Consider the following 25,648-nt stretch of genomic DNA (forward strand, 5'->3'; position numbering starts at 1 on the left):
CTACCTCACCGGGTGACACGAGAGACGGGAGGCCTCACGATGAGCGGTCCGATCCGGCTGTACATGTCCATGTCGCTCGACGGCTACATCGCCGGTCCCGACGACCGGGCCGGGCAGGAGCTCGGCCGCGGTGGGGGACGGCTGTTCAACTGGCTCGACGACCGCGAGTCCGAGGGTCCGAACGGCCAGGTCTTCCGGGAGGCCATGGACACCGGGGCGGTGATCTCGGGCCGACGGACCTTCGAGCTCGCCGGCCGCTGGCAGGGCGACCACCACGGCGGCGTGCCCGTCCTCGTCCTCACCCACCACGTCGACGACGGGGACGTGCCGCCCGGCCACACGCGGTTCGTGACCGACGTCCGCGAGTGCGTGCGCGAGGCCCGTGCGGCGGCCGACAACAGGGCCGTCCTGGTCCACGGGGCGGGCGCAGCGCAGTCACTCCTACGTGCCGGGCTCCTGGACGAGATGGAGATCCACCTGGTGCAGGTCCTGCTCGGCGAGGGGCGGAGGCTGTTCGACCACCTCGACGGTCGGCGCACCGAGCTGGAGCTGCTCCGTCGGATCGACGGCCGGGACGTCGTCCACCTCCGGTACCGGGTGCACCGCCCGGGCGAGGCGGCCTGAGGCACTACCGGCCCGCACTCACTCCGGCGCCGACCGCTTCCACCACACGATCGCGGCGCCGGTGAGGGCGGCGCCCACCCCGACCACCCCGCCCGCGATCTTCGCGGCATGCACGGCCTTCTCCTTCAGTCGGGCCCGCAGGGCCTGCAGTCCGGAGTCCAGCCGCTCGAGGCTCTCGCGGAGCTCGACCCGTTCGCGGGTGAGATCGTCGTCGCGCCGGTCCTCCTGCGCCTCGAGCTGCTCGCGGATCTCCGCGCGCAGCTGCGCCGAGGAGCGCACCGTGCCGTCCACGACCGGTCGTCCGTCGGCGACCACCAGTTCGTCCGTCCTGCCCACGGTGCCTCGCTCCCCTCGAACCGCGCCTCACCCACCATTCAACGCGGCGCACGGGCCCCCTGCCACGACCGAACGGAGGGTGTGATCAGCGCCGACGCCCGCTCCGCGACCACCGGTGCGCGCCCCGCGAGCTCCCCTCAGCCGAACACCCGTCCCAGGTACCCGCCCACCCCGGCGATGTCGGCCGCCGGGCCGCGGTGACCCAGGTACCCGTCGGGACGGACGACGAACGCCTCCCCGTCCGAGGCCCGCAGGTGCGCGCGGACCTCCCCCGCCCCGTCGCGCAGCACCGGCATCCGCAGGTACGGCGCCTCGATCCCGGGCGCGAGCACGGCGACCGCGCGGATCCGCCCGTGCGCGAGCTCGGCGGCGGTGGCAGCGAGCTTGTCGAAGGCCGCGGCGCCCTCGGCGGTGTCGGCGTACAGCAGCAGGGTGTGGTCGGGATCCGCGAGCTCGTCGAACAGTCGCACCGGGAACCGCACGACCTCGCGGACCAGCCCGCGGGCGTCGGGCACACGGTCGCCGGGCTGCGGCACGTCGACCGCGAGGCCGGCGTCGGCCGGCGAGACCGCCGGGCTGCCGCGGTAGCCGACCAGCAGCTGCGCCTCGCGGCGGACCGTCGTCCACGGGTCGTCCCGGTCGATCTGGACGCCGCCGCTGGTCGCGGCCCGGACCGTCCGCCCGACGACCTCCTCGCCGACCGGCCGCCGCTCGTCGTCGTAGGTCGCGAGCAGGCCCGGCGCGGCGACCCCGTCGACCGCCAGGGCCAGCCGCCAGGCCAGCCCGACGGCGTCCTGGATGCCGGTGTTCATGCCCTGCGCGCCGGTCGGCGGGTGGATGTGCGCGGCGTCGCCGGCGACGAACACCCGGCCCCGCCCGTAGGCGTCGACGATCCGGTGGCTGATCCGGAAGACCGATGACCAGCGCAGGGTGGACGCGGTGCACGGCTCGGGCGCGAGCCGGTCGAGCACGGCCTGGATGTGGTGGAGCTGCGGCGTGCGGCCCGCCTCGAAGCCGTGGGTGATCTCGCCGCTCGCCGGGGTGGCGAGGTCGGGCGGGACCAGCATGGACATCCGGTAGCGGCGGTCACCGGGGAGCGGGATGGCGACCAGGAGGTCGTCGCCGCGGGTGGCGCGCAGCGCGTACCCGCGCGGGAGCGACCAGTCCACCTCGACGTCGCCGAGCATGTACTCCTCGGCGAACGCGCCGCCCTCGAAGGAGAGCCCGAGGCCCTTGCGGACGACGCTGTGCGCGCCGTCGGCCCCGACGAGGTACTCGGCCCGGACGCGCTCACCGCCGGACAGCTCGGCCGTCACGCCCTCGTCGTCCTGGGTGAAGGAGAGCAGCTCGACGCCGCGGTCCGCCCGGGTCCCGTACCCGGCCAGGGCCTCGGCCAGCAGGCGCTCGGTCTCGTACTGCGGCAGCGCCAGGAAGGCGAAGGGGACGTCCGGCGGCACCTCGAGGTCCACGCGGGCCACCTGCTCGCCGTCGCGCAGCACGATCTGGCCGCGCATCTGGATGCCGGCGTCGAGGGCCGACCGCAACACGCCCGCCGCCTCCCACAGCTCCAGCGTGCGCGGCTGGATCCCGACGGCCTTCGCGTACTGCGGCGGCTCGACCAGCTTGTCGATCACGCGGCAGGCGACGCCGCGGCGGCGCAGCTCGAGCGCGGCGGTCAGACCGACCGGACCGGCGCCGACCACGAGTACGTCGACCGAACTCTCTCCGGGCATGGCTCCCCCTTGTGTGTCACCGGGTCACTCGGGGGAGCGGGGCCGGACGCTACCGATCAACGGGCGTCTTCGGAAGAACCGCCTGTTTCGCCGGACCGGGTGATCACCGAACGCTCGTCCGGTCGTTGGGCCGAACGAGTGGTTCGGGGGGTCCACGGCCGGGGGGACGATGATCGAGCTGGAGCACGTGTCGAAGGTCTACCGGACCGGGGACATCGCGCTGCGGGCGCTCGACGACGTGAGCCTGCGGATCGACGACGGCGACCTCGTCGCGATCATGGGGCCCTCCGGGTCCGGCAAGTCGACGATGATGAACATCCTCGGCTGCCTCGACGTCCCGAGCTCGGGCGTCTACCGCCTCGACGGCACGGACGTGGGCGGCCTGTCGGACAACCGGCTCGCCGACATCCGGAACCGCAAGATCGGTTTCGTCTTCCAGTCCTTCAACCTGCTGCCGCGGACCTCGGCGATCCGCAACGTCGAGCTGCCGATGGTCTACGCCGGCACGAAGGACCGCCGCACGCGCGCCCGGCGCGCGCTGGCGCGGGTGGGCCTGGCCGAGCGCGCGAACCACCAGCCCAACGAGCTGTCCGGCGGCCAGCAGCAGCGCGTCGCGGTGGCCCGCGCCCTGGTCACGGACCCGACGATGATCCTCGCCGACGAGCCCACCGGGAACCTCGACACCGCCTCGACGGTCGACGTCATGAACCTCTTCGTGGAGCTCAACGAGGCCGGGCGCACCATCGTGCTGATCACCCACGAGCCCGAGGTCGCCGAGTTCGCCTCGCGCGTGGTCACCCTGCGCGACGGTCACATCGTGGGGGACGAGCGCCGGTGAACCTCGCCGAGGCCGCCCGGATCGCGGCACGCGGGCTGCGCACCAACAAGCTGCGGTCGGTCCTGACCATGCTCGGGATCATCATCGGCGTCGCCGCGGTGATCGTGCTGGTCGCGTTCGGCAACGGGCTGCAGCGCTTCGTCGCCGACGCCTTCGGCCCGCTGGCCAACCAGATCCAGATCACCAAGACCCAGGGCGCCATCAGCGGCAACCGGGCCGCCCGCGACCTCACCGACGCCGACGTCGACGCCCTGTCCGACCGGAGCCGCGCCCCTGCCATCGGGTCGGTCACGCCGTCCGTCAACGGCAGCGCGCTGTTGCAGGTGGTCGGCGACGGGCAGTACCGGTCGTCGATCCTGGGCACCCAGGCCGACTACCTCGACGTCGCCAACCGCGAGCTCGTGGTCGGCTCCTTCTTCGACGACCAGCAGGCCCGCAACAAGGCCAAGGTGGTGGTGCTCGGGCCGAACCCGGTCGCCACCCTCTTCGGCGGGCAGGCGGGCGAGGCGCTGGGCAAGGACGTCCGCGTCGGCCGCACGACCTTCCGCGTGATCGGCGTGCTCAAGGGCAACGGCCAGCAGGACGACGTCGCGGTCATGCCCCTCGGCGCCGCGCGCAGCTACCTGCTCGGCGGCGGCGACGTCGTCGACTCGATCACGGTGCGGGCCGCCTCGACCGACGTCGTGCCCCAGGCCGTGCAGCAGGCCTCGGCGATCCTCGACCAGCGGCACCAGATCCGGGATCCGGACGAGCGGGACTTCACGGTGACGGCGCTGCAGAGCCTGCTCGACCAGTCCTCGCAGGTCCTGTCCTTCGTGACGATCTTCGTGGCCGCCGTCGCCGGGATCTCGCTGATCGTGGGCAGCATCGGCGTCGCCAACATCATGCTGGTCACGGTCACCGAGCGGACCCGCGAGATCGGCATCCGCAAGGCCATCGGCGCGCGCCGGCGCGCGATCCTCCAGCAGTTCCTGATCGAGTCGATGATCCTCACGGGGGTCGGCGGGGTGCTGGGCATCCTGCTCGGCATCGGCCTCTCGGTGACCGCCGGCATCGTGCTCCCGCAGCTCGTCACCGACTTCCCCGCCCCGTCCGTGTCGGTGGGCTCGGTGGTGCTCGCCTTCACCGTCAGCCTGCTCATCGGGCTGGTCGCGGGCGGCTACCCCGCCAACCGCGCCGCCCGGATGCGGCCCATCGACGCCCTCCGGCACCAATGATCCCGACGACCCGGGGAGTGATCCCGCCGTGACCGCACGGACCACAGCGAAGGCCCGGACCCGCGTGCTGCGCGCCGCCGGACTGGCCGGCCTGCTCGCCCTGGCCGCGGCGTGCACCGGGGACACCCCGGCGCCGCCGACCGCCGTCGTCGACCGGGGCACGGTGTCCTCGGCCGTCTCGGCGTCGGGCAGCCTCGTCTCGATCACCCAGCAGAACCTCGGGTTCGCCGACCGCGGGCAGATCGCCGAGCTGTTCGTGAAGGTGGGCGACGCGGTCCAGGCCGGACAGCCGCTCGCCCGGCTGGACGACGCCGCCGCCCGGTCCCAGCTCGCCTCCGCCCAGGCCAAGCTGGACCAGCAGCAGGCCTCGCTCGGCAAGCTGACCGGGGGGAACTCGGTCGAGGCGGCGCAGGCTGCGCTCGACTCCGCCCGCGAGGTCCTCGACGCCACCCGCGACCAGGTCGCGGCCACCGACGCGGCGGACGCCTCCGCGGTCGACCGGGCGAGGGTGCAGCTCGCCTTCGACAAGAAGCAGCTGGAGCTGGCCAAGCGGCAGCTGCAGAAGGACCAGAAGGCGTGTGCGGCGGCGACGGCGACCACGACCGCCCCCGCGACACCGCCGGCAACCGAGGGTTCCCCGGACAGCCCCGGACTGCTCGCCGGACTCTCGAGCGCGAACAGCACGAACACCGGCAACACCACCAGCACCAACCTCGCCTGCACAGCCATCCGCACCGACCAGCAGGCCGTGCAGACCGCCAAGGCCAACGTGGTCTCGTCCCAGACCGCCCTCGACGCCGCCGAGCACCAGCGCGACACCGACCGGGCCCAGGGCCGGGTGAGCATCGCCAACGCCGAGAGCACCGTCTCTGACGCCCAGAGCCAGCTCGACGGCGCCGGCAACGACGCCCCGGCCGACATCGACGTGCAGGCGGCCGTGGTCCGCGACGCCGAGAACACCGTCGCCGACGCCCAGCGGGCCGTCGACAACGCCGTGCTCCGCGCGCCGGTCGCCGGGACCGTGTCCGCGATCAACGGCGCGGTCGGGGACTTCGTCGCCGCGGCCGGCGGCGCCACCCCGCTGGCCCCCGGCACGGACGCCCGCATCCCGGCCGCCGCCGGCTCGGCGGACGCCGCAGCCGCGGACTCCGCCTCGAACGGCGCCTTCATCACGCTGAACGACCTGCAGACCTTCCAGCTCGTCGTCCCGTTCGAGGAGAGCGACGCGGCGCAGGTCGCGCCCAACCAGCGCGTCGACGTGACGGTGGACGCGGTGCCGGGCCTGACCTCGCCGGGCACGGTGGTCGCCGTCGCACCGACCGCCGACCAGATCTCCGGCGTGGTCAGCTACTACGCGACGATCGTGCTCACCCAGGTCGACCCGCAGCTCAAGGACGGCCAGACCGCGCAGGCCGACGTCCTCACGAAGGTCGTCGACGACGTACTCCGCGTCCCGGCCGCGGCCGTGCGCCAGGAGAACGGGCGGACCGTGGTGTCGCTGCCGGGCTCCGACGGCCAACCGGTCACCCGCGAGTTCACGCCGGGCATGGTGGGCGACCGCTTCACCGAGGTCCGCGCGGGCCTCGACGAGGGCCAGGAGGTGCTCCTGCCGCAGGCGACCGTCCAGGCCACCGCCAACGGCGGCGGGGGCCCCGGCGGCAACTGAGGCGCGGCGTCAGCGCATCGCCTTCTCGGTGGTCTTCTGCAGGATCTCCGGGAGGTCGGTGCCCCGCTTCTCGCTGCTGTAGAGGTCGAGCCGGTTGGTGGCCTCGGCGAACCGCAGGAACGTGTCCACGCTGGCCACGACCACGCGCGCGTCGATCGTGAGGAGCTCGATGCCCACGATCGACACGCGCACGAACACGTCGATCACGAGCCCTTTGTCGAGGATGAGCTCGACGACGTCGGCGAGCCCGCTGGAGCCGCCACCGCCCGAACGCCGAACGTGGCCGCCGCCCGTCGTCGCCACCGTCACCGTGTCTCCTTCCGTCGACGGCATCAGGTACCCGATCCGGTGACGCGGGACGCGCGGTGACGCGAAGTTGGGCCGCGCGGGTGACGCCGGACGGCCGCCGGTGGTCGCTCAACGGGGCGTGACTCTGCGCGGAGCGGGCACCCGGGACCCGTGCAGACTCCCCACGACTTCCCCCGCACCGCGATCGTCACCGGCTCGGACTCCGGCATCGGGCGGGCCACCGCCGTCGCGCTGGCGAGGGCCGGCTGCGACGTCGGCATCACCTGGCACGAGGACGACAAGGGCGCCGAGGCCACCGCGGAGGAGGTCCGCGGCCTGGGCCGTCGCGCGGAGGTGCGTCGGCTCGACCTGACCGCGCTGCCCGGCGCGGCCGATGTCGTCGACGAGCTCGCCGACGCTCTCGGCGGGGTGGACGTGCTGGTCAACGGCTCGGGCACCGGGACCTCGACACCGCTGCTCGAGCTGGGCTTCGACCAGTGGCGTGAGGTGATCTCCACCGACCTCGACGGTGCCTTCCTCTGCCTGCAGCGGGCCGCCCGGCGGATGGTCGACGCGGGCCGCGGCGGCCGGATCGTCAACATCACCAGCGTGCACGAGCACGCGCCGCGGGTCGGCGCGGCGCCGTACTGCGCGGCGAAGGGCGGCCTCGGCCTACTCACGAGGACCGCGGCGATCGAGCTCGCCGAGCACGGGATCACCGTCAACGCGGTGGCGCCCGGGGAGATCGCGACGCCGATGACCGGTCAGGAGGACGAGGACCCGACGGGGACCTCGCGGCCCGGCGTGCCGCTCGGGCGGCCCGGGCACGCCGTCGAGATCGCCGACGTGATCGCTTTCCTCGCCTCGTCCGCGGCGTCGTACGTCACGGGCGCCTCGTGGGTGGTCGACGGCGGCATGTTGCAGATGGGCCCGATGGCGGGCTCCCACCTCCCGTCCGACGACTGGCGGCGCGGCTGAGCGGGCCGGTGCACCCGTTCGTGCTGGTCCCCGGGCTCGGCCTGTCCGGGGCGAGCTGGGGCCCGACCCTGGGCGTGCTCGGGGCCGGCGCCGACGTCGTCACGCTGCCCGGGTTCGGCGAGCGCGTCCGGCGGGGCGACCGGCTCGATCCTCCGGCGCAGGCCTGCCGCGTGCTGGACTCGGCGGACCTCGCCGACCGGGTCGTCCTGGGGCACTCGGCGAGCTGCCAGGTGGTGGCGGAGGCGGCAGCGCGGGCACCGCGTCCGCCGAGGGCGCTGGTGCTCGTCGGACCGACGACGGATCCTTCCGGCGGCACCTGGCCGCGACTCGTGGAGCGCTGGCTGCGCACGGCGGCGCACGAGTGGCCCGCCCAGGCCCCGCTGCTCGTGCGGGACTACCTGCGGACCGGGCTCGGCGGGATGGCGCGCACGCTGCACGTCGCCCGCCGGCACCGGATCGAGCCGGCGCTCGCGGCCGTCCGCTGCCCCGTGCTCGTGGTCCGGGGGCGGCACGACCGGATCGCCCCCGCGGGCTGGGCCGAGCACCTCGCGCGCACCGCGCCGAGGGGCCGGGCCTTCACGCTGCCGGCGGGCGGTCACATGGTGCCGCTGACCCATCCGGAGCTGCTGGCCCCGGTCGTCAGCCGGCTCGGCTGACGACCGGGACACCGCAGGTCAGGCCGGGCCGCCGAGGTGGTCCTTGATCTCCTTCATCACGGTGTTGGGCCCGTCGACCTCGCGCAGGCCCTTCAGCGTGTCGACCAGGTCGTCGGGCGCGCCGTTCTGCTTCGCCGTCTCCGCGAGCCGCGTGCCGTCGGCCGGGTAGTCGACCCCCTTGAGGTACCGCTGCACCTCGTTGACCTGGAAGGCCGGGCCGTCGATGTCCTTGGTCGGCCGCTCGGCCTGCGAGTTGCCGCCCGGCGTCGACCCGCCGAGCTCCCCCTTCAGCTCGGCCATCACCGCGTTGGGGCCGTCGACCTGGCGGAGCCCGCGCAGGTTCTGCACCAACTCCTCGTCGGCGCCGTTCTTCTGCGCCAGCTCGGCGAGCTGGTCGCCGTTCATGGGGTAGTCCGCGCCCTTGAGCGCCTTCTGGACCTCGGTCACCTGGAACGCCATGGCGGGGGCGTACCCGGGGCGCGCGGGCTCACGCCCCACGATCGACGGTCGGCGCGCCTACCGTGGACGCGTGCCCGATCTGCGGTTCTACTTCGACCCGGCGTGCCCGTTCGCGTGGATGACCAGCAAGTGGGTGCGCACCGTGCAGCGGCGGCGCGCCTACGAGGTCGAGTGGCGGTTCGTCTCGTTGCGCCTGCTCAACTCCCACGTCGACTACGACGCCCACTTCCCCGCCGGCTACGAGGCCGGACACACCGCGGGCCTGCGGCTGCTGCGGCTCGCCGCCCGGGTGCGCGAGGAGCAGGGGCCCGACGTGGTCGCCCCGTTGTACGAGGCGCTCGGCCGGCTCCTCTACGAGCGCACGGAACAACCGGACGAGGGCGGCTCGCGCACGCGTGCGATCGCGGCCGAGGCGCTCGGGGCGGTCGGGCTGCCGGCCCGGCTCGTCGCCGCGCTCGACGACGAGGGGCTCGACGCGGTGGTCCGCGCGGAGACCGACGAGGCCCTCTCGCTGACCGGCAAGGACGTCGGCACCCCGATCCTGCACTTCGCCCCGCCCGAGGGGACCGCGCTGTTCGGCCCGGTGATCAGCAGGTTGCCCGCCGAGGACGAGGCGGTCGCGCTGTGGGACCACGTCGTGGCGCTCGCCGCCTTCCCCGGGTTCGCCGAGCTCAAGCGCAGCCTGCGCGAGCGTCCGCAGCTGCCCTCGTTCGGCGTGCGGACCGGCGAGGTCGGGCTGGTGGAGGACTGGCACGGCGGCAGTCGCCGGCTCAAGCGCTGACCGCCTCCGCCGGGTCGCGTGGACCACGGCGTGGCTACCCGCTGCGCCGTGCGGCCCTCACCCCCAGCACGACCGCGGCGACGACGAGCACGACACCGATGAGCTGGAGGCCCGGTGAGTCGTCGGCCTCCCCGTGCACGACGGCGGCGACGCCCAGTCCGGCGACGAGGACGGGGACCAGGACGGCGACGGCCAGCAGGACGTACTTCACCGGCTCTCCTCCCGACGGGCCGTGTCCACCCCATCGCGACACGTTCCGTCTCTCGACAGTCGTTCGACAGAGATCGAGTATCGCTGGAGATCTATCGAAAGTCAATCGACACACACTGCTCCCGCCCGCCGCCGGGTAACGAGACGAGGAGACGGCACGACCCAGGCGGTGCCGGTCGCCGCACGGAGGAGGGCCCGTGAGCACCACCGATTCCGCCGACGGTGCCGACGGTGCCATCGCGCTCCACGACTTCACCGACCTCGACCACGCCGCCCTCCCGGCGACCTACGTCGCGGCGCTCGAGGCCTTCGACCGGCTCCCGCTCCTGCGCGAGCTCAAGGCCCTCGCGATCGAGCGCACCGGCACCGGACCGGGCAGCAGGGTGCTCGACGTCGGGTGCGGGTTCGGGCTGGAGACCCTCCGGCTCGCCCGGCGCGTGCAGCCCGGCGGCGCCGTGACCGGCGTCGACCTCAGCGCGGACTTCGTGGCCGAGGGCCGGCGCCGCGTGGCCGCCGAGGGGGTGCCGGTCGAGCTCCTGCGGGCGGACGCGCAGCACCTGCCTTTCGCCGACGCGTCGTTCGACGTCACCCGCATCGAGCGCGTCCTGATCTACCTCGACGACCCGTGGGCCGCGCTGCGCGAGATCGTCCGGGTGACCCGGCCCGGCGGCACGGTCGCGATCATCGCGCCGGACTTCGACACCAACACCGTGAACGTCCCGGACAAGGTGCTCGCCCGCGCGGTGCTCGCGCACGAGTGCGACACCGCCGTGGTCCACGGGCTGCTGGCCCGTGACCTCCGCGGACACCTCCTGGACCTCGGTGTCCGGGACGTCCGGATCGCCAGTCGCATGGTCGTGTTCGACCCGGACCTCGCGGCGCAGTACTTCACCGGGATCGGGCGGTCCGCCGGCGCGGCCGGGGTGATCGACCAGGAGGCGGCCACGCGCTGGATCACGACGATCGCCGAGCTCCACCGGACCGACCGGCTCTTCGCCGCGATCGGCTACTACCTGTTCACCGGCCGGGTCGGCTGACCGCCGGGCCCGGCCGTCAGCCGGCGAACTCGAGCACCGGCAGCCCGCGCACCCCGGGATCGACGGCGAAGAGCGCCCCGGCCAGCGGCTCCGCCCCCGGCTCCACTCCCTCGGCCGAGGTGGTCACGTACAGCGTGTCGAGGTCGGGGCCGCCGAAGGTGCAGGCGGTGACCCGCGAGACGGGCAGCCGGACGCGGGCGTCGAGCCGGCCCTCCGGCGTGTAGCGGTGCACCGCCGAGCCTCCCCACAGCGCGACCCAGACCCCGCCCCCGGCGTCGACCGTGAGCCCGTCCGGGTGGCCGGCGACCTCGACGAACGGGTCGCGGGACGCCGGGCCCGCGGCGAGGTCGAACACGTCGACGCGGCCGGTGGGGGTGTCGTTGTAGTAGACGCGGGTGCCGGTGGGATCCACGCCCAGCCCGTTGGAGACGGTGACGCCGGTGAGCACCGGCTCCACGGTCAGGTCCGGGTCGAGCCGGTAGAGGGTCCCGGCGCCCGGGCGCTCGTCGTAGGCCATGGTCCCGCACCAGAAGGCGCCGTCGGGGGTGCAGCCGCCCTCGTTGAAGCGGATGCCGGGATCGCTCCAGACCGGACCGAGGTCGCGCTCACGGCGCAGCTCGTCGTCGAGCAGGAGCAGGGTGCGCTCGCCGGCGAGGACCATGCCGCCGCCGCGCCGCGGACGGAAGGCGGCCGCGACCTCGGCGACGTGCGTGCGCCGGACCTCGCCGCCCGCGAGCTCGAGGATGTCGCCGGCGAGCATGTCCACCCACCGGACGCCGGCCCAGGAGGGGTGCCAGACCGGCCCCTCGCCGTGGTGGGCCACCGGCCCGGTCACCGGCTCCGCCCGCAGCTCGCGCATGCCCCGCCCCCTCGGTCGGTCCTGCGAGCAGACCGTAGAGCGTGGGACGGTCAGCCCGCCCAGGCCGGCGGGCGCTTCTCGGCGAAGGCCCGGATGCCCTCCTGGCCCTCCGCGCCCGCGAAGTAGTCCGCCGACAGCGCGTTCATCTCGGCGAAGTCCGCGGACATGGAGCTCGGGCGCTCGCGGCGCAGCAGGGCCTTGACCCCGGCGAGCGCAGCCGGCGCCCCGAGCCGGAGCATCTCGACGTACCTGTCGACCTCGGCGTCGAGCCCGTCGGCGGGGACCGCGCGGGTGAGCAGGCCGATCTCGCGGGCGCGGTGGGCGTCGACCACCTCGCCGGTGAGGAAGAGCTCGTGGGCGGCGCGGGGCAGCAGCCGCGGCAGCACCGTCACCGAGATGACCGCGGGCACCACACCGACGCGGACCTCGCTGAAGGCGAAGGTCGCGGTGTCGGCGGCGATCGCGATGTCGGCAGCGGCCACGATGCCCACGCCCCCGGCCCGAGCGGGCCCGGCGAGCCGCGCGATCACCGGCTTCGGCGAGGTCCAGATCGTCTCGAGGATGCGCGGGACCTCGAGGACGCCCTGGTCGCCCGCGCCCGCGCCGCGTGACTCCTTCAGGTCCATCCCGGCGCAGAACACCGGCCCGGTGTGGGTCAGCACGACCACGCGGGCGGCGTCGTCGGCGAGCGCGGCGTCGAGGTGCGCGATGAGCTCCCGGCGCAGCTGCGCCGAGAGGGCGTTGCGGTTGGCCGGGGAGTCGATGGTGATCCGTGCGACGCCGGCGGCGGTCTCGCGGTGCACGAGCTCCGTGTCCATCGGTCCTCCTCAGCCGGCGAGCGCGGCGACGGTGCGGGACGGGCTGGGGCGGCCGAGCTCCTTCGCCAGCCAGACGCTGGTCTCGACCATCTTCTGCAGGTCGACGCCGGTGCGGATGCCCAGGCCCTCGAGCTGCCAGAGCAGGTCCTCGGTGGCGAGGTTGCCGGTGGCGCTGCCGGCGTACGGGCAGCCGCCGAGGCCGCCGGCGCTGGCGTCGACGGTGGTGACGCCGCGCTGCAGGGCGGCGAGGGTGTTGGCCAGCGCCTGGCCGTAGGTGTCGTGGAAGTGCACCGCGATCCGCCCGACGGGCACGCCCGCGGCGATGAGGGCGTCGAGCAGGGCGACGACCCGGCCGGGGGTGGCGACGCCGATGGTGTCGCCGAGGCCGAGCTCGGTGCAGCCCAGCGCCATCATCCGGGTGGCGACGGCGACGACCTGCGGGACCGGGACCTCGCCCTCCCACGGGTCGCCGAAGCACATCGACAGGTACGCGCGCACGGCGAGCCCGGCCTCCCGGGCCCGGCCGACGACCGGCGCGAACATCTCCAGCGACTCGTCGACGGTGCGGTTGAGGTTGCGCCCGGCGAAGGTCTCGGTGGCGCTGCCGAACACCGCGATGTCCCGCACGCCCAGGTCCAGGGCCCGGTCGAGCCCGCGCTCGTTGGGCACCAGCACCGGGTAGCGCACGCCGTCGGCGGGCGTGATCGCGCTCAGGAGGGCCTCGGCGTCGGCGAGCTGGGGCACCCACTTCGGGTGCACGAAGCTCGTCGTCTCGACGACGGTGTGCCCGGCGTCGACGAGCCGGGCCACGAACTCCGCCTTGACCTCGACGGGCAGCACGGCCGACTCGTTCTGCAGCCCGTCGCGCGGCCCGACCTCGCAGATCGTGACGGCCTCGGGGAGGCCGGCGAGGGGCGTCCCGCCGTAGGACGCGCTCACGCGCTGCGGACCGCGGCGGCGGCGCCGAGGTCGAGGAGCTGCACGGACTTCTCCCGCATCTCGACCTTGCGGACCTTGCCGGTCACCGTCATGGGGAACTCGTCGACCACCAGCACGTAGCGCGGGATCTTGTAGTGCGCGAGCTTGCCCGTGGCGAACTCACGCAGCGACTCGGCGGTGACCTGGGCGCCCTCGCGCACCTGGATCCAGGCGCAGAGCTCCTCGCCGTACTTGACGTCCGGGACCCCGATGACCTGGGCGTCGAGGATGTCCGGGTGGGTGTAGAGGAACTCCTCGATCTCCCGCGGGTAGATGTTCTCCCCACCCCGGATGACCATGTCCTTGATCCGCCCGGTGATGTTCACATACCCCTCGGCGTCCATCACCCCCAGGTCACCGGTGTGCATCCAGCGCGCCGCGTCGATCGCCTCCGCGGTCTTCTCCGGCTCGTTCCAGTACCCCAACATCACCGAGTACCCGCGGGTGCACAACTCCCCCGGCTCGCCACGCGGCACGGTCAGCCCGGTGTCCGGGTCGACGATCTTGACCTCCAGGTGCGGGTGCACCCGGCCCACGGTCGACACCCGCAACTCCAACGAGTCGTCCGCGCGGGTCTGCATCGACACCGGGGAAGTCTCGGTCATCCCGTAACAGATCGTCACCTCGTCCATACCCATCCGCGACACGACCTGCTTCATCACCTCCACCGGACACGGGGACCCGGCCATGATCCCGGTCCGCAACGAGGACAGGTCATAGGAGTCGAAGTCCGGGTGGTTGAGCTCGGCGATGAACATCGTCGGCACCCCATACAAGCTGGTGCAGCGCTCCTGGGCCACCGCGTCCAGGGTCGCCTTCGGGTCGAACCCCTGCGCCGGGATCACCATCGTGCAGCCGTTCGAGGTGCTCGCCAGGTTGCCCATCACCATCCCGAAGCAGTGATAGAACGGCACCGGGATACACACCCGATCCGCCGGGGTGTAGCCGTTGAGCCGGCCCACGAAGAACCCGTTGTTCAAGATGTTGTGATGGCTCAGCGTGGCGCCCTTGGGAAAACCCGTCGTCCCGGACGTGTACTGGATGTTGATCGGGTCATCCGGCGACAGCGCCGCCTGCGCCTCGGCCAGCACGGCCCGGTCCCCGCCGCGCCCGGTCTCCAACAGCCCGTCCCACTCCGCCGACCCGATCAGCACCACCGCGCGGAGCTCCGGGCAGTCCCCGCGCACCTCCTCGATCATCGCCGCGTAGTTCGACGTCTTGAACTCCCGCGCCGCCACCAACAGCGAGATCCCCGCCTGCTTGAGCACGTACTCCAACTCGTGCGTGCGATACGACGGGTTGATGTTGACCAGGATCGCGCCGAGCTTCGCCGTCGCGTACTGCAACAACGTCCACTCCGCCATGTTCGGCGCCCAGATCCCCACCCGATCACCCTTGACCACACCACCGGCCACCAGACCCAACGCCAGCGCGTCGACGTCGGCGCGGAACTCTCCGTAGGTCCACCGGCGGCCGCTCGGCACGTCGACGAGCGCTTCGCGGCCGGGGTCGGCCGCGACGGTCCGGTCCAGGTTGTCCCCGATCGTGTCGCCCAGCAACGGGACGTCCGAGGTCCCGGAGGCGTACGACGGCAGCGCGGGAATGGCGGGGGTCATGTGGGCTCCTCGTGGCAACGGCGCCAGGGCGATGAGGCAACTTAACTGACCGCCCGTACGGTCAGCAATAGGGCTCACGGCCCGACCTGTCCCTATAGTGGGCGAATGCCAGGACGGAGCCCGCGGGCGAGCTCCCGGGACGCGATCCTGCGCGTCTTCGCCGAGCACGTCGCCGACCGCGGCTACGCGGACACCAGCCTCGGCGACGTCGCCGCCGAGCTGAACCTGAGCAAGGGCACGATCGTCCACCACTTCGGCAACAAGGAAGCCCTGCTGCGCGAGGTGCACGTCGCCTACTTCTCGCGGCGCTTCGCCGAGGCGGACTTCGTCCACGCCCACCTCGCGGACCCGGTGAGCCGGCTCGTCGCGATGATCTACGCGCTGCTCGCGGCGCACCGGGACGACCGCGCCGCCAGCCTGGCCTGCCTGCGCGAGCTCGTGCGCTACTTCGACGGCGACCTCACCGACTACGTCCGTAGGCAGCGGGTGCGCTACACCGAGATCGTCGTGGACATCCTGCGGGCCGGGGCGGAGCGGGGGCTCCTGCACACCCCGGACCCGCAGATGACGGCGCTGCAGGTCTTCGGCATGTGCAACTACGCCTGGACCTGGTACCGGCCGGACGGACCGCAGACCGTCGAGGACATCGCCCGGCTCTTCGCACACAACGTCCTCGCCGGCCTGGTGCCTCGCCCCGGCGCCGGCCGGGAGCTCGACGAGCTGATCACCGCGGCGATCGAGACCGTGCGCGAGGCCCCCGGCCGCAGCGCCGCCGACGGACCGGCCGAGCCCGCCGACGGGGACCTCGCCGAGCCCGTGCCGACCGTGCCCTGACGGGCGCTCCCCGGGGCCGGCACGGGCCCGACGCGGTCAGGCCGTCGCCGCGGCCTGGGTGCCGCCGACCTCGTCCTCGTGGCCGAGATCGCTGCGGCTGGTCTCCCGGAGGGCGTAGGTGCAGGCGAGGCTGAGCACCGCGGTCACCGCCAGCATCACGCCGATCGCGATGCTGCCGAAGGAGGCCGCGAGCCCCGGCGCCAGCAGCGGGGGCACCGCACCACCCAGCACGCCGGCCAGGTTGTAGCCCAGCCCGGCGCCCGTGTAGCGGTGCCGGGTCACGAACAGCTCGGGCACGAAGGAGCCGGCCGGGCCGTACGACACCGCGAAGACGACCAGCGTGACGGTCAGCCCGATCGCGAACGCCACCGCGGTCCCGGTGTCCAGCAGCGGGAACAGCACCAGCGCCCAGACCACGCCCGCGGCGCACGACGTCATGATCACCCGCCGGCGGCCGAACCGGTCCGACACGATCCCGGACACCGCGATGGCGACGGCGAAGAACACCGACGCCCCGATCCCGATGCCGAGGACCACGGGCCGGCTCAGCCCCGCGCCCTGCGGGTTGGTGCCGTAGCTGGTCAGGTAGGCCGTGCCCATGTAGAAGAACGCGAACAGCATGGTCAGCGACCCGGCCGCCAGGAGCACCTCACGCGGCTGCGCGCGCAGCACCTCGAGGAACGGCACCCGCGAGCTCGACGGCGCCGGGGCGTCCTGCACCGCCCGGAAGGCCGGGGTCTCCTCGATCGTCGACCGGATGTAGAAGCCGATGGCCACCAGGACGATGCTGACCAGGAACGGGATCCGCCAGCCGTAGTTCAGGAACGCCTCGTCGCCGTCGCCCAGGACCAGGCCGGTCACCAGGAAGGTCGCGCTCGACAGCGCGAACGCGAAGGCCGGGCCGAGCTGCGGGAAGATCCCGTAGAGCCCGCGCTTGTTCGGCGGCGCGTACTCCGCCGTCAGCAGCGCCGCGCCCGCCCACTCGCCGCCGACCGCCAGTCCCTGCGCGAACCGCAGGACGACGAGCAGGATCGGCGCGACGACCCCGATGGTCGACGCGTCGGGCAGCAGCCCGATGAGCATGGTCGAGATGCCCATGAGCAGCAGCGTGCTGATCAGGGTGCGCTTGCGCCCGATGCGGTCCCCGTAGTGCCCGAAGAGGACGGCGCCGAGCGGACGGGCGACGAACGCGACCGCGAAGGTGGCGAAGGACGCGACCGTGCCGGCCGTCGCCCCGAGCGCCGGGAAGAACACCTTCGGGAAGACCAGGGCCGCAGCCGTCCCGTAGATGAAGAAGTCGTAGAACTCGATCGTCGTTCCGACACAGCTCGCGGTCGCGACCCGCCACATCGGGGTCTGCCGCCGAGAGTGCGGTGCGGACGTGGACATCGTCGTCCTCCTGCGGTTCCGGTTCGGGAGATTCCGCACAGGGTGTCCGGCCCGGATGTGATCGGCTACTCACGAAAGGGGGTAGCGCGGGACGAAACGCCCGTCAGAACAGCCCCGCTGCGCGCCCGACGTGGACGGCCGCGGTCCGGTTGCGCACCTTCAGCTTCCGCATCGCGGACCGCAGGTAGGCCTTCACGGTCTGGACGCTCAGGTTGAGCTGGTCGGCGATCTCGGAGTTGCTGGCCCCGACCGCCACGAGCCGGAGGACGTCCGTCTCCCGGCGGGTGAGCTTCTCGGGGACCTCGGCCGTCGGGTCGCCCGCCGGCTCCGCCGCGGCGGGAGCACCGCTGAACTCGCGGTGGATGCGGGCCAGGCGTTCACGGAGCCGGGCGTCGGAGGTGGCGGCGATGATGTCGGCCAGCTCGACGAGCGCCCGGCGGGTGCCGTCGCCGGCCCCGTCGTCGACGGGCGGGAGGCCGGCCGCCGGCGTGCCCCGGAGATCCACCTGCAGCTGCGAGGCGACGAGGCTGGCCTGCCGCAGCGTGCGGTCCCCGATCGGGTCGCCGGAGCGGACCGCGCCGTAGAGGACGCTGCGGACCTCGCCGTCGACCCGGACGGGGAAGGCGAAGATCGACGTCAGCTTCTCCTCGGCGACCATCGTGTCGTAGTCGTGGGTGATCGCGCGGGCCGTGGCGTAGTCGTCGACCCGGCACGGCACCCCGCGCTCGAGGGCGGTCCCGCCCAGCCCGCGCCCGCGCCGGATGACGAGCCCGGACAGGGCGTCGCTGATCGTCCCGACCTGAGCGGTGATGGCGAACCGCCCGTCGCGCCCGCCACCGGGCACCGTGCCCCCGAAGACCACGGGGAGACCCGTGGCCCGCTGCAGTTCGAGCAGGCGCGTGCGGACGGCACGCTCGGCGGAGTGGTGGGCTGTGTCGACGCTGACCACGGCCTGGTCCTCTCGGATCGGGTCGGGCGGCGGAGCCCCGGCCGGGTGGCCGTCGCTCCCCGAACACGACGGAGACGGCGGCGAAGTGTCCACAGATCGTGTCCGGTTCGTCAACTCTGCGTGGCACGACCGACAGCCCGGGGTGCCGCGAACCCCCTGCTCTACCCACTTTCGGCGGTGGCCGACGCGCCGGTTGCCGGGGTTGACCGGAACGAGTGACCACGTCCGGTTCTCCACGGGTGGACGGGCCTACTCGTCGCTCGCCGTCGAGGACGACGCCCGCTTGGCTAGCCCGGTCGAGTGACACCCGTCGGGATCCGCGGAGGCGAGATCACGGACCGCACCGATCAGCGACGTCCTTCGCCGGCCGGGAAGCGACCGAAGCCCCGGTTGGTCGTTGCTGCGGCAAGTCCCCCGGACGGCGTCTTCCCGCGCCCGACGGGGCAGGCCCCCGATGAAGAGGACCACCATGGCCAACCACCGCTTCGCTCCCCCGAAGGCCAAGGAACCGGGTACCGGACTGCGCGCTCCCGTCGGGCGCCGCAAGTTCCTCGGCTACCTCGTCGCCGCGCCGACCCTGGTGGTCGCCGCCGAGTTCACCCGCCAGACCGTGTTCGACGGGCCGTCGGCCTCCGCGGCGCCCATCCCCTCCGTGCCGCAGACCCCCGAGGGCTACGACCTGCTCGACCTGCTGCGCGACTCCATGCGCCCGACCGCGAACCTCATCCGCATCGAGGTCAACAAGGACGGCACCGTCTCGTTCGCGCTCCCCCGCTCGGACAACGGGCAGGGCATCATCACCTCGACGCAGATGATCATCGCCGAGGAGATGGGCCTCGAGGTCGACCAGGTCCACGTCACCCTGGCCGACGCCCGCCCGGAGCTGCTGTTCAACCAGATCACCGGCGGCTCGAGCACCACCTTCACCACCTACACGCCGATCCGCGTGGCGGCCGCCCTGGCCCAGATGCGGCTGCTCGACGCGGCCGCCCAGGTGCTGCAGCAGGACGTGCGCACGCTGACCGCGCGCAGTGGCCTCATCACCGGTGCCGCCGGCCGCGTGCTGTCCTACGGCGACCTGACCGAGGCCGCGGCCAGCCCGGTGAACGAGCAGGTCGAGGTGGTACTGAAGCCCCGCGAGGACTTCCGGATCATCGGGAAGCCGCACAACAAGACCGACGCCCGGGACATCGTCACCGGCAAGAAGTGCTTCGCCACCGACCTGCAGATCCCCGACGCGCTGCCGACGGTCATCTGCCGGGCGCCCGACCTCAACGGCACCCCGGACGACGTCGAGAACATCGACGAGGTCCGGAACATGCCGGGCGTCACGGACGTCGAGGTGGTCTCCACCGGCGTCGCGGTGCGCGCGAAGACCTTCGGGCAGGCCATCGACGGCGTCCGCGCCCTGCGCGTGCAGTGGAACGACGGCACCGTCCACGGCGAGAGCGACGAGACCATCCTCGCGAAGCTGAAGGCCGCCGAGCTGCCGCTGGCCGTGCCGGCCGGGGTCGGCGAGACCGTCGAGGGCTCGTTCACGTTCTACTTCAAGTCCAACAGCTCCCTGGAGACCAACTCCGCGATCGCCGACGTCCGGTCGGACAGCGCGGAGATCTGGGGCGCGATGAAGAACCCGGTCACGGCGCAGGCCGCGATCGCGAAGAAGCTGGGGCTGCCGCAGAGCGCGGTGACCGTGCACGTCACCCAGGGCGGCGGGTCCTTCGGCCGCAAGCTGTTCTGGGACGCCGCGCTGGAGGCCGCCGAGGTCTCGCAGACGATGGGCAAGCCCGTCAAGCTGATGTGGACCCGGGCCGACGACTCCCGCCAGGGTCGCGTGCACCCGATGGCGACCTCGCGGATCCGCGCCTCGGTCACCAAGGACTCGGTGCTCAGCTACGAGCAGCGGCACACCAGCGTGTCCACCGACTTCACCCACGGCCTCGGCGACGCGATCACCGCCACCGGCGCCCGGGCCCCGCTCGGCAACCTCACCTTCGCCGAGTCGATCTTCGAGCTGACCCAGGTGACGCCGTACGACTACGGCGTGTCCACCCGGCTGCTCAACGAGGTCGAGATGGGCTTCAACACGTCGTCGATGCGCAACGTGTACTCGCCCGACGTGGCCACCGCCCGTGAGCTCGTCACCGACCAGCTCGCCGCGAAGGTCGGCCAGGACCCCTACGAGTTCCGCCGCCAGTTCCTGCGCAACGACCGGATGCGCGCCGTGCTCGACGCCGTGGCCAAGGAAGGCCGCTGGGGCCGGTCGATGAAGGCCGGCACCGCCCAGGGCCTGGGCTTCCACACCGAGTACAAGGGCGTGTCCGCGGCCCTCGTCGAGATCGACACCCGGCCCGACACGGTCAACCGGAAGATCCGCGAGGGCGTCACCGGCCCCCGCGTCACCCGGGTGACCTTCGCGGTGGAGATCGGCCTGGTGATCAACCCGCGCGGCCTCGAGGCGCAGATCATGGGCGGGATCAACGACGCCATCGCCCTGATCCTCAGCTCCAGCCTGCACCTGACCGACGGCCACTTCGTCGAGGCCAGCTGGGACAACTACTTCTACACCCGGCAGTGGAACACCCCGCCCGAGATGAACATCATCATCCTCGACTCGCCGGGCGACGAGCCGGGCGGCGCCGGGGAGTTCGGGCTCGCCGCCACCTGCGGCGCCATCGCCTGCGCCTACGCCCGGGCGACCGGGAAGGTGCCCGAGTACTTCCCGATCAACCACAAGGACCCGTTCCCCTTCGAGCCCAAGCCGCTCGTGCCCCCGATCCCCGAGTCGCCGACCGACGGCCTCCGCTACACCTACTGAGGAGACCCTCATGCCCACGCACACGTTCACGCTCAACGGCGAGAAGGTCACCGTGGACGTCGAGGACGACGTCCGCCTGCTCTGGGTGATCCGCGACATGCTCGGCATCACCGGCCCCAAGTACGGCTGCGGGATCAACGTCTGCAAGGCCTGCACCTGCCACATCAACGGCAAGGCCTTCAACCCCTGCTCCGTGCAGGTCGCCGACATCAAGGACTCCGACGAGATCACCACCATCGAAGGCCTCGCCAACGGCGACGAGCTGCACCCGATGCAGCAGGCCTGGCTCGAGGCCGACGTCCCGCAGTGCGGCTACTGCCAGCCCGGCCAGATCATGGCCGCCGTCGCCAAGGTCCGCCAATGCCAGCGCGAGGGCCGCGACGTCGACGACGAGGCCATCGAGGAGATCCGCAACATCTGCCGCTGCGGCACCTACAACCGCATCCGCGAGGCCATCAAGGCCGGCGCGGACAACATGTGAGGCCCGGAATGAAGAAACACATCCTCTGCACCCTCGCCCTCGGCGGCGCCCTGCTGCCCATCGGCACCGCCGGCACCGCCGGCACCGCCGGCACCGCCCTCGCGGCCGAGGCCCCCACCGGGGACCTCGCCCAGGGCGCCAGCGCCACCCAGGCCACCGCCCAGACCGCCACCACCTCGTTCCTCGACGCCGCGAACGGCAACGGCCCCACCGGCGCCGACGGCCTCGAGACCGAGTTCCCCGACCCCAGCTTCAACTACCTCGACGGCCCCGCCGGCGGCCTGCTCAACGGCCCCTTCGACTGACCCCGGTGAACGGCGCTCTCGCACACACCTACTGAGCGAGAGCGCCGCTCGCCCCCACGACGACCCGCGGACCCCACGTCGTCAGGTCGCCCGCCCGGAGCTGGGGAGCATCGGGCGGGCGCGGTGGGGTCACGCAGGACGCGTCTGCCCCGAGGCCCCGCCATCCGGCCTCGGGGCAGACGCATGTCCGGCGATCGTTCCGGTGCTACTCCAGGGCAGACGCATCTTGGGCGACTGTCCCGAACCGGCCTCAGGGCTGTCGTCCCAGCAGGCCGAGCAGTCGCTCGGCGACGGGTGCCGTGTCCGGCACGGGGATCTCCGGAGCGAAGAAGCCGGCGGCCCGGGCGTCGTCGAGGGAACTCGCGCGGTGGAACGAGTACAGGATCTCCGCGACCTCGGGGTCGATGCCCGGGTCCTGTCCCGTGGCCTTCGCCAGGTCCCAGGCGTGGACGACCACTTCGTCGAGGTTGATCATCAGTGCCGCGAAGGCCGGGAACGTCCCGAACGAGTAGGTTCGCTCGCCGTCCAGCACGCCCGGGCGCCGCCAGGAGTCGACGTTCTCCTTCGCGGTAGCAGCCAGCGCGCCGACAGGATCGCCCTTCACGAAGTCATGGGTCCCCGACAGAAGTTCCAGGGCGTTCGGGCCGGCGGACCGCCCGAGGTTGACGAGGGTGAACTCCCGCGCCGCGGCGAGCAGGTGGTTGAGCAGTGCCCGGACATCCCACTCCGTGCACGGGGTCGCCGCGGACAACCGGTCCGGGTCCACCCCGGCGATGTACCCGGCCATCTTCTCGTAAGCACGTTCGAGCGCCCTGACGGCGTCCGGATCGCCGCCCGGCGCGGCCTCGACGGCGCCGGCAAGCCTCTCGAGGGTGCCGGCGAGCTGGTCGCGGGTCACGAACGGGCAGAACGCCTCGAACTTCGGGTCGGTCACGCCGGACCAGTCGTAGGTCTCGGTGACCTCGGTGTCGTCGCCGGCCTCGCGGAGGCGGAAGGTGTACGTGTGCCCACCGGTCCTGATGCCGGCTAGCTTCCCGACCAGTTCGCACTCGAAGCCGGTATCGAGTCGCGGAGCCCAGCCGACGACGACGTCGGGTTCGAAGGCGGTGACGGTGTTCACGGTCTGATAGTCGCCGAGGTCGTCGCGGTGCATGCGCATCGCGAACTCCTGCCCGGCCGCGGTGATCGAATCGCTCCTGGTGCCCTGCAGCATGCCGGAGCCGTCGATCGTCGGGTGGCGCCGCGGATCCGCGAGGACCGCGAAGACCCGTGCGGCCGGGGCGTGGACGACCCTGCTGACCTCCATCTGCTTGGCGTCGCTCATGTCTGCCGCACCTCCCTCTGTCGGACGTCCTCCCTCGAGGCCTGCGGGCCCCGCAAGGTACTCGCGCCGACGGCCGCCGCCCCGGCATCCGGGCTACGTACAAGACGACCCTTGCCAAGCCCGTCAGGCCAGCAGCGGCGCCAGGCGGGCGGCGTGGTCGCGCAGGAGCTTGATGATCTCCTCGTTGGGCTCGGCGATGCGGGCGGTGGGGCCGGCGAGGGCGATCCCCGCGACGAGCCGGCCGTCCCGCGGCCCGCGGATGGGCACGGCGATGCAGCCCCGGTCCTCCCGGAACTCCCCGCACTGCCGCGCCAGGCCGTCCCGCGCCACCGCCTTCAACGTCCGGTCGAGCTCCGGCTCCGAGGTCACCGTGCGGGCCGTGAACGGCCGGACGTCCCGGACCAACGCGCGCCAGTCCGCCTGCTCGGCCAGGAGCAAGCGGCCGAGGGCGAACGCGTAGGGGAAGCGCGCCAGCTGGCTCGGGTCCGGGGCGGGGTGGTCGGGATCGGGGTCGATCAGCGAGATCTGCCCGGCGGCGAACCAGGCGACGTGCACCGCCCACCGGGTCTGCGCCCGCATGTGGTCGACGACGGCCCGGGCCGCCGTGGTGAGGACGGTCGTCGCGGGCAGGGCGAGCCGGGCCGCCCGGCGGCCGAGCGCGAACCCGCTCAGGTCGGGCAACCGGACCAGGTACTCCTCGGCGACCAGCAGATTCAGGATCCGGTAGGTCGTGGCCTGCGGCATGGCGAGCGACTCGGAGATCTCCTTGGCCGTGACGCCGGGGCCGGCGGCGACGACCTCCTCGAGCACGTGCAACGCGCTCCGGACGGCCTTCGGCTGCCGTCCCGACAGCGGGATGGGTCCGGTCATGCCGCGCCGCGGTCAGGGATGAGGACGTCCGCGGTGGTGGTCTCGTCGTACACCCCGATGCCGGCGAGCGCCGCCGGCCGCTTCAGGCGGACGACCAGGTAGCCGGCCGCGCCGAGCACCGCGAGCCCGGCGAGCAGGAGGCCCGACAGCGGCCGCGTGACCACGAACGCCACGAGCACGACCAGCAGGATCGGCACGATCACCGCGCTGACCGCGACCGCGGGCCAGGTCAGCTCGCCGATCCGGTGCAGGAACACCGGAGCCGCCGCGCACACCAGCAGGTAGGCGAGCAGGAAGCCGCAGGCCGCGAGGGTCAGCACCGTGACCAGCACCGTCGGCAGGGGGACACCGACGGCGAGCAGCACCACCGGCACCCCGGTCGTCACGGGCACGGACGCGAGGACCGCGAGGTGCGGGGTCCGGAACCGGCGGTGGGTGCGGCCGAACGCCTGCGGGGCCACCCCGTCCCGGGAGAGCGAGAACAGCACCCGGGCCAGCGCCGTCGCCGTCGCCAGGCCGCACGCCACGAAGGACATGACCAGCCCGAGATCCAGCAGCACCGGCAGCCATCCCCAGCCCTTGGCCGCGGCGAGCGCGACGACCGGCTCGGCCTGGCCCGCCAGGCCGCCGGGGGTGGCGGAGAAGCCGAAGACCTGGACCTGGGCGGCGAAGACGTAGAGCACCCCGGCGACCGCGGCGGTCAGCCCGACGGCCCGCGGCACGCTGCGGAAGGGCTTGCGCACCTCCGTGCCGAGCGAGGTCGCGATCTCGAACCCGATGAAGGCGGCCAGGGCCGGCAGCACCCCGGCGACGATCCCGCCGAACCCCGGCGGCGGCATCGCCGTCGCCTCGACGGGCTCCCCGCCGCCCGCCGTCCCGCTAGCCGGTCCGCCGGCGAGCAGCAGCGAGAACACGACGAGCATCAGGGTGATCGAGATGCTCTCGGCCAGCAGCACGACCCGTGCGGAGAGCCGGGCGCCGCGCAGCACCAGCACTCCGGTGCCGAGCCCGACCGCCGCCATCACGACCGCGGCGCCGAGGCGACCGCCGCCCGCGCCCCACAGGTCGAGCAGCGCCTGGAGGTAGAGGGTGGCGCCGACGAGGGCGCCGGCGGCCAGCAGCCCGTACCCGAGCAGCGAGGCGAGCGCGCTGGCGTAGGCCGCGGCGGGGGTCAGCCCCTTCGCCGTCAGGCTGTACAGCCCGCCGGACGCCGCCATGCGTCGTGTGAACCGGGCGATGCAGCCCGCGACCAGCAGCGCGAGCACCGTCGCGATGGCGAACGACCACACCGTGCCGTGCCCGGCGGAGACGGCGACGATCGCCGGCGTCGCGGCCATCGCGGCCGACGGCGCGGCCCCCGAGACCGACTGGGCGAACACCTCGAGCGGCCCCAGCCGGCGTCGCTCCAGCCCCTCGACCGGTGACCGGCTGCGCAACCGCAAGCGCGCCTCATCGCGCATCCGACGCCCCTCTCCCACGCACGGCCCCGAGCGTAGGTGGGGAATGTTAGCCACAGCCTGCACCGCCATGACCAGCATCGACCCCTCGAATGAGAACCGCGGCGGCGTCCCCGGCTTCGAATGA

At 73.1% G+C, this 25,648-nt stretch carries 25 protein-coding genes and 1 pseudogene; 12 read left to right on the forward strand and 14 right to left on the reverse strand.

Annotated features, from left to right (window positions below; all coding sequences use genetic code 11):
• Positions 1–39: 39 nt before the first annotated feature.
• The gene (locus ACQP04_RS35130) at positions 40–624 is read left to right on the forward strand and encodes a dihydrofolate reductase family protein (RefSeq protein WP_433504733.1); all 585 of its coding nucleotides are present in this window, start codon (positions 40–42) and stop codon (positions 622–624) included.
• 18 nt (positions 625–642) lie between these two features.
• On the opposite strand, the gene ACQP04_RS35135 is transcribed toward ACQP04_RS35130, so the two are convergent.
• A complete protein-coding gene (locus ACQP04_RS35135; protein WP_433504734.1) occupies positions 643–960 on the reverse strand; it encodes a hypothetical protein in 318 nt (105 codons plus the stop codon).
• A gap of 137 nt (positions 961–1,097) precedes the next feature.
• Positions 1,098–2,693, reverse strand: coding sequence for an FAD-dependent monooxygenase (locus ACQP04_RS35140; RefSeq protein ID WP_433504735.1), 1,596 nt, complete (start codon positions 2,691–2,693; stop codon positions 1,098–1,100).
• Positions 2,694–2,862: 169 nt separating this feature from the next.
• On the opposite strand from ACQP04_RS35140, the gene ACQP04_RS35145 reads away from it, so the two are divergent.
• Genes ACQP04_RS35145 through ACQP04_RS35155 form a run of 3 tightly spaced genes read left to right on the forward strand, consistent with a single transcriptional unit; the run spans position 2,863 to position 6,414 of the window.
• A complete protein-coding gene (locus ACQP04_RS35145) occupies positions 2,863–3,531 on the forward strand; it encodes an ABC transporter ATP-binding protein (RefSeq protein WP_037052320.1) in 669 nt (222 codons plus the stop codon).
• Positions 3,528–4,748 (forward strand): ABC transporter permease, encoded by a 1,221-nt coding sequence (locus ACQP04_RS35150; protein ID WP_433504736.1) that lies wholly within the window; start codon positions 3,528–3,530, stop codon positions 4,746–4,748. The genes ACQP04_RS35145 and ACQP04_RS35150 overlap by 4 nt, the downstream gene beginning before the upstream one ends.
• 28 nt (positions 4,749–4,776) lie before the next feature.
• A complete protein-coding gene (locus ACQP04_RS35155; protein WP_433504737.1) occupies positions 4,777–6,414 on the forward strand; it encodes an HlyD family efflux transporter periplasmic adaptor subunit in 1,638 nt (545 codons plus the stop codon).
• Between the two features lie 24 nt (positions 6,415–6,438).
• Here the strand turns inward: ACQP04_RS35155 and gvpJ are convergent.
• Positions 6,439–6,723 (reverse strand): annotated as a pseudogene (gene gvpJ / locus ACQP04_RS35160) (gas vesicle protein GvpJ); the annotation flags it as partial.
• A 150-nt stretch (positions 6,724–6,873) separates the two neighbouring features.
• Between gvpJ and ACQP04_RS35165 the strand changes: the two are divergent.
• Together ACQP04_RS35165 and ACQP04_RS35170 are read left to right on the forward strand one after the other, a co-directional pair.
• On the forward strand, positions 6,874–7,680 hold the full coding sequence (locus tag ACQP04_RS35165; protein WP_433504738.1) for an SDR family oxidoreductase: 807 nt from the start codon (positions 6,874–6,876) through the stop codon (positions 7,678–7,680).
• A gap of 8 nt (positions 7,681–7,688) precedes the next feature.
• Positions 7,689–8,336: an alpha/beta fold hydrolase gene (locus ACQP04_RS35170; RefSeq protein WP_433504739.1), complete on the forward strand. Its 648-nt coding sequence runs from the start codon at positions 7,689–7,691 to the stop codon at positions 8,334–8,336.
• An 18-nt stretch (positions 8,337–8,354) separates the two neighbouring features.
• Here the strand turns inward: ACQP04_RS35170 and ACQP04_RS35175 are convergent, their stop codons facing one another.
• Entirely contained in the window at positions 8,355–8,795 is a 441-nt protein-coding gene (locus ACQP04_RS35175) for a DUF2795 domain-containing protein (RefSeq protein WP_433504740.1), read from the reverse strand.
• A 70-nt stretch (positions 8,796–8,865) separates the two neighbouring features.
• Between ACQP04_RS35175 and ACQP04_RS35180 the strand changes: the two genes are divergently transcribed.
• Complete coding sequence (locus ACQP04_RS35180) at positions 8,866–9,576, forward strand: mycothiol-dependent nitroreductase Rv2466c family protein (protein WP_433504741.1); 711 nt, start codon at positions 8,866–8,868, stop codon at positions 9,574–9,576.
• A 34-nt stretch (positions 9,577–9,610) separates the two neighbouring features.
• Here ACQP04_RS35180 and ACQP04_RS35185 read toward each other — a convergent pair whose 3' ends face one another.
• Positions 9,611–9,787: a hypothetical protein gene (locus tag ACQP04_RS35185; RefSeq protein WP_433504742.1), complete on the reverse strand. Its 177-nt coding sequence runs from the start codon at positions 9,785–9,787 to the stop codon at positions 9,611–9,613.
• Positions 9,788–9,983: 196 nt separating this feature from the next.
• Between ACQP04_RS35185 and ACQP04_RS35190 the strand changes: the two genes are divergently transcribed.
• Positions 9,984–10,823: a methyltransferase domain-containing protein gene (locus ACQP04_RS35190; RefSeq protein WP_433504743.1), complete on the forward strand. Its 840-nt coding sequence runs from the start codon at positions 9,984–9,986 to the stop codon at positions 10,821–10,823.
• 16 nt (positions 10,824–10,839) lie between these two features.
• On the opposite strand, the gene ACQP04_RS35195 is transcribed toward ACQP04_RS35190, so the two are convergent.
• The 4 genes from ACQP04_RS35195 to ACQP04_RS35210 are packed head-to-tail and all read right to left on the reverse strand — an operon-like array spanning position 10,840 to position 15,094.
• Positions 10,840–11,682, reverse strand: a complete 843-nt coding sequence (locus tag ACQP04_RS35195; RefSeq protein ID WP_433504744.1) for an SMP-30/gluconolactonase/LRE family protein — start codon at positions 11,680–11,682, stop codon at positions 10,840–10,842.
• A 50-nt stretch (positions 11,683–11,732) separates the two neighbouring features.
• A complete protein-coding gene (locus ACQP04_RS35200; protein WP_433504745.1) occupies positions 11,733–12,500 on the reverse strand; it encodes an enoyl-CoA hydratase-related protein in 768 nt (255 codons plus the stop codon).
• 9 nt (positions 12,501–12,509) lie between these two features.
• Positions 12,510–13,439, reverse strand: a complete 930-nt coding sequence (locus ACQP04_RS35205) for a hydroxymethylglutaryl-CoA lyase (protein WP_433504746.1) — start codon at positions 13,437–13,439, stop codon at positions 12,510–12,512.
• Entirely contained in the window at positions 13,436–15,094 is a 1,659-nt protein-coding gene (locus ACQP04_RS35210; protein WP_433504747.1) for an AMP-binding protein, read from the reverse strand. Before ACQP04_RS35210 ends, ACQP04_RS35205 begins: the two co-directional genes overlap by 4 nt.
• Positions 15,095–15,199: 105 nt before the next feature.
• On the opposite strand from ACQP04_RS35210, the gene ACQP04_RS35215 reads away from it, so the two are divergent.
• On the forward strand, positions 15,200–15,928 hold the full coding sequence (locus ACQP04_RS35215; RefSeq protein ID WP_433504748.1) for a TetR/AcrR family transcriptional regulator: 729 nt from the start codon (positions 15,200–15,202) through the stop codon (positions 15,926–15,928).
• 36 nt (positions 15,929–15,964) lie between these two features.
• Here ACQP04_RS35215 and ACQP04_RS35220 read toward each other — a convergent pair whose 3' ends face one another.
• Positions 15,965–17,317, reverse strand: coding sequence for an MFS transporter (locus tag ACQP04_RS35220; protein WP_433504749.1), 1,353 nt, complete (start codon positions 17,315–17,317; stop codon positions 15,965–15,967).
• Between the two features lie 103 nt (positions 17,318–17,420).
• Complete coding sequence (locus ACQP04_RS35225; protein WP_433504750.1) at positions 17,421–18,266, reverse strand: LuxR C-terminal-related transcriptional regulator; 846 nt, start codon at positions 18,264–18,266, stop codon at positions 17,421–17,423.
• Between the two features lie 469 nt (positions 18,267–18,735).
• Between ACQP04_RS35225 and ACQP04_RS35230 the strand changes: the two genes are divergently transcribed.
• Genes ACQP04_RS35230 through ACQP04_RS35240 form a run of 3 tightly spaced genes read left to right on the forward strand, consistent with a single transcriptional unit; the run spans position 18,736 to position 21,870 of the window.
• On the forward strand, positions 18,736–21,084 hold the full coding sequence (locus ACQP04_RS35230; protein ID WP_433508500.1) for a molybdopterin cofactor-binding domain-containing protein: 2,349 nt from the start codon (positions 18,736–18,738) through the stop codon (positions 21,082–21,084).
• A gap of 10 nt (positions 21,085–21,094) precedes the next feature.
• Positions 21,095–21,565 (forward strand): (2Fe-2S)-binding protein, encoded by a 471-nt coding sequence (locus ACQP04_RS35235; protein ID WP_433504440.1) that lies wholly within the window; start codon positions 21,095–21,097, stop codon positions 21,563–21,565.
• Positions 21,566–21,573: 8 nt separating this feature from the next.
• On the forward strand, positions 21,574–21,870 hold the full coding sequence (locus ACQP04_RS35240) for a hypothetical protein (RefSeq protein ID WP_433504751.1): 297 nt from the start codon (positions 21,574–21,576) through the stop codon (positions 21,868–21,870).
• A 250-nt stretch (positions 21,871–22,120) separates the two neighbouring features.
• On the opposite strand, the gene ACQP04_RS35245 is transcribed toward ACQP04_RS35240, so the two are convergent.
• The 3 genes from ACQP04_RS35245 to ACQP04_RS35255 form a co-directional block, all read right to left on the reverse strand.
• The gene (locus tag ACQP04_RS35245; protein ID WP_433504752.1) at positions 22,121–23,194 is read right to left on the reverse strand and encodes a TIGR03086 family metal-binding protein; all 1,074 of its coding nucleotides are present in this window, start codon (positions 23,192–23,194) and stop codon (positions 22,121–22,123) included.
• 123 nt (positions 23,195–23,317) lie between these two features.
• A complete protein-coding gene (locus ACQP04_RS35250) occupies positions 23,318–24,064 on the reverse strand; it encodes an IclR family transcriptional regulator (protein ID WP_433504753.1) in 747 nt (248 codons plus the stop codon).
• Positions 24,061–25,524: an APC family permease gene (locus ACQP04_RS35255; RefSeq protein WP_433504754.1), complete on the reverse strand. Its 1,464-nt coding sequence runs from the start codon at positions 25,522–25,524 to the stop codon at positions 24,061–24,063. Before ACQP04_RS35255 ends, ACQP04_RS35250 begins: the two co-directional genes overlap by 4 nt.
• Positions 25,525–25,648: the final 124 nt, after the last annotated feature.

It is taken from the genome of Pseudonocardia halophobica (assembly GCF_050948485.1).
GTDB lineage: Bacteria > Actinomycetota > Actinomycetes > Mycobacteriales > Pseudonocardiaceae > Pseudonocardia > Pseudonocardia halophobica.